The organism is Mesorhizobium sp. M0276 (assembly GCF_040321755.1).
Taxonomy (GTDB): Bacteria; Pseudomonadota; Alphaproteobacteria; order Rhizobiales; family Rhizobiaceae; genus Mesorhizobium.
Genome location: NZ_JAMYSC010000128.1, coordinates 1 through 3,849, shown reverse-complemented (window position 1 = coordinate 3,849; position 3,849 = coordinate 1). Strand labels below are relative to the sequence as shown.

Here is a 3,849-nt window from a genome sequence, read left to right as displayed (position 1 = left end):
TGCGCAATGGCAGCCGTCATCCTTTCAAGGAGCGCCCTCCCATCCCGGACAGTGCCGAAATAACCGCTAAAACCGCACATGCCGAAATATTTCCGAGTCCACCAGCGCGGCTCGGACTATAGCCGCCAAGATACCGGCAAGTGTTAAACATTTGGGACTATTCATGAGAATGGTAAATTTTGAGCGGCCGCCGACGGCTGATTTCTTGCGTGAGCATTGGATCTGCCGCGAGATGAAGGCAATGACGCGGCGTTGATGCGCCTTGCTCGCCGGCATGCCGATACGCAGGCCAGCAGCGTGTGCTGCCGCATCGGCCGCAAGCACGACACGTCGACGTCCATCACGGCCGATGAGGACGAGCGGCGTCTCAGGCCGAGGCGCGGCGTCGCCCAATTTCCTTCTGAAGCGGTCTGTCGACCACATTGGAAGGAAGAGCGATACGACCCTTGGCATCGCATGCCTCCACTGTGAAATCCGCACTCTCTCCGGCCGGGCATCGGATCAGTTCAAGCTGCCAGCGCGCCCGCCGACCCCTTGAACTGGGGCCGACGGCAGGACCGACACGCGCCGCCGGGTTTCAGCGGCGGTTGGCTGGCCAAAGTCGGTTGCCTCCGTCTGGCGACGCCAGCGGCGAATGGCGATGCCGATGGCGCCGGAACTCTCAGCGGCGATCTGGAGCCGCCTCGAGGCCGTCATCGAAAGCCGGGCAATCTCGGCAACCACAGCGCCAAAACCGCCGCGAAGACCCTCTTCGAAACAGGCGAAAACGGATTTCTCATCGCCGGCTTTCGACATAGATCACCCTGCCCGGAGGAAGGCCGGCCTGTTCGATCGCCGGCGCAAACAAATCGGGCCGCGTGACGCACCACAGCACCTTGCCGACCTGCGAGCAGCAATTCCCGCTGCAAAGAGTGCCGCGGCCGCACCATCAACAGCGCCCGAGCCCGACATGCTGCGATTTTGCACTACGGAAAGAACGTGCACAGACCGGACGCTTACCGACCGGTAAGCGTCCGGTCGCTGCACGTCAGGTCAGTCTTGACATGAATCCTGGATTAGCAGGCTCAGGGAAGCGGCACGTCGATGCAGCCTTCTATTATCTAGGAGTCTCCGATTTCGCGATCACTGCTTCAGCACGCTCTATCGCGGCACGGAGTTCATCGCTCTGCCATGAATCGGCAGAATGGCCATCGTCGAACGATCGATCGTGGGTCTCTCTCGCGCGCGACGTTAGCTCCCGAAGCGCTGCAATGGCCTCGGCCAGCAGTCTTGCATCTGCTCCGTTTGCTGACGACTGTGTCATCTGTTTATCCCCATCACATTGCAACTATGAACCATCAACGGGGGTCGCCACAACATACGAGCATCGCCATCGTGCGCTGTCCAATCCAGCGAGAGGCTGGTCTTGTTCAGGCAGCGGCTCTGCGAGTGGATACCCAGTTCCACCGCAGGAGTTCATCGAGGTGGTTGATGGGTGTCCGTCAACCATGCGGATGAGCACATCGCGCAGCCAGGCGTAGGGTTCGACACCATTGAGTTTGCATGTTTCGACCAGCGCCTCGGTTGCGATCGGCGCGTTGGTGGCCTGCGCCACGTCATAGAATTTGCGCCGGGTGTGGGCCCAGCAGGCAGCGAGAGCGATGTCTCCCTTGCCGGTGAGCTGCTCGAAGCCGGCATAGCCATCGACATGCAGCACGCCCTTGAAGCGCTCGAGATGCGAAGCCGGACGTTCGGCCTTGCGGTCTGGTTCAAACAAATAGATCGCGGCCGGAGGCTCCGGTCCAGCCCATGCGCGTTGCTCGCGGGCATAGACCCACAGCCTGCCGGTCTTCGTACGACCGGGACCCGGATCGAGCACCGGGACCGGCGTGTCGTCGGCAAAGAGATGGTTCGAAGCGAACACGCTCTTGGCGAGCCGCTCATGCAGAGCTTCGAGCCACCAGCAGGCGCCGCCAACCCATCCAGCGAGCGTCGAGCGCGGAAGATCGACGCCATTCCGGGCGAAGATTTGCGACTGCCGATAGAGCGGCGTGTGGTCGCAATATTTGCTGACCAGCACCTGCGCCAGCAGCGCCGGCGTCGCCAGACCGCCGGCGATCAACCGCTCCGGAGCTGGAGCCTGCACCACCGTCTCGCAGGTCCGGCAAGCATATTTTGGCCGCGTCGTCCTGATCGCGCGAAGCTGCGCTGGAACCCAATCCAGCATCTCACTCACGCTTTCGCCGATGGCGTGCAACGCACCGCCGCAGCCCGCGCAGACAGTTCCGTCGACATCGAGCAGGACGTCCTCGCGCGGCAGATGATCGGGCAGCGGCTTGCGATGGGACAGCCGCTCGGCCGACAGCTTGCCGACGATCGGACGGCTCTCCTCTTCGCGGCCGAGATCGCCGTCAAGCTTTTCCAGTCCGAGCGCGAGTTGATCCGGATCGAGCCGCTCGGAACGGCGGCCGAACTGTGCGCGCCGCACGTTTGCGCAGATCATCCGCGCTCACCAGATGACGCATCCACAGCTCGAATGTCGTGATCGAAAGATCGCGGCGGCGACAGTATTCCCGCGCATCCTGATTGCCGCGGAACCAGTTCGCGACGTGCGACGACCAGTAAGGGCTGTTGGCCTTGGCCCAGGAGCGGCGAGGCGCCATCGGAGATCCTCCACATGACGGAGGAACCCGACATTACGCGAGATTGCACTACCCCGAATAGGTGGGAACCGGACGCTTACACCGACCGAAGACCGATGGCAGGATAAAAGGGAGCACATTGCGCTGCGGTTGGGTTGTTGTTTTTCAATGGGTTAAGAGGTGATTTCGCAATGTGAGGGTGTTTCCTGCACATTGCGAGAATCGCGATTTCTCAGCCATTCCCGTGACTTAGTGCAATGTGCGGGAGCCATTCCCGCACTTTGATAAGGATGAAGCCGGGAAGGGGGCGTGGTCAGAGACGGCGCTGCGACAGCCCTCTCGCCGGCACACAGCAAGTTGATGGATAGTCAACGTCGGAACCACGTCGACCCGGCCTTTGCGGTGGCTCGCGATGGGCGGCCGGTAGGCTGCCGGGAGAGGCTCACTACGGCCCCGATAGTCGACGTCGCCAGCGTCGGCCGTAGGATGGCGGCCGAGCGCTGGCTTGTCGGCTGGCGCCATCCTCCGCACTGCGGATGCATTGGCTTCACGGTCCCGATGGAAAGCGCGCAGGTAGCGACACGTGCGCCACCACATCCAAGCGCCCACTGGAGGGTTCGTCGGGCCCGGCATCCGCCGGCGCTCCGCGGTTTAGTCGTTTTACGTCACTGGCCTGATAGCCATAAAAGCAAATTGGAGAGGTTGCCACGTCTAGGATCAACCGCCGCGCCTTGCTTCTCCACTCTGGCAGCGCAGTCGTCGCCTCGTCGGTTACGGCACCGGCGCTCGGCACAGAGCCGCCGGGTCAAGACCAAGGACCGCCCAGTAATCTGCGAGGGCTGATTGAGGCGCACAAGATAGCCTATGCTGAGTTCTGCAAAGCGCTGCACGAGATAGGCGATGGCCGCGGCGCCTCCGCCAGAGCCAGCCGGGAAGAGGAGAGGGCGCTGCTCGCCATCTGCGGCTATGTTGCAGTTGAGGAAGGGACCGGCTCGCCGAGGCCCGATATCTATTAGAGATCGAGGCGCGCGGTGAGCTCGACCTCCCTGAGCATATGCAGGCGGTTCTCCGATCGACGATGTGGAAGGCGTGAGGCGACCGGAGCACGGTCGGTCAGCTACTGAATGTCTGATATGCACCCAGTGCACGAACCCGCTTCGCGGGAGGGGCGCCTCGTTCTGAGATGGCGCGACTGCCATTTTGACTTGAGCGGGTAGAGGGGTCGATC

2 protein-coding genes and 1 pseudogene are annotated in these 3,849 nt (G+C 62.3%); all 3 read right to left on the bottom strand.

All coding sequences use genetic code 11. From position 1 onward, the window contains the following. Nucleotides 1–367 precede the first annotated feature (367 nt). Nucleotides 368–945, bottom strand: a pseudogene (locus NKJ01_RS35955) (ImuA family protein); the annotation flags it as partial. Nucleotides 946–1,327: 382 nt separating this feature from the next. Next, entirely contained in the window at nt 1,328–2,482 is a 1,155-nt protein-coding gene (gene tnpC, locus NKJ01_RS35950; RefSeq protein ID WP_502905963.1) for an IS66 family transposase, read from the bottom strand. Beyond that, nucleotides 2,391–2,642: an IS66 family insertion sequence element accessory protein TnpA gene (gene tnpA, locus NKJ01_RS36650; RefSeq protein WP_502905962.1), complete on the bottom strand. Its 252-nt coding sequence runs from the start codon at nt 2,640–2,642 to the stop codon at nt 2,391–2,393. Before tnpA ends, tnpC begins: the two co-directional genes overlap by 92 nt. Between the last annotated feature and the right edge of the window lie 1,207 nt (nt 2,643–3,849).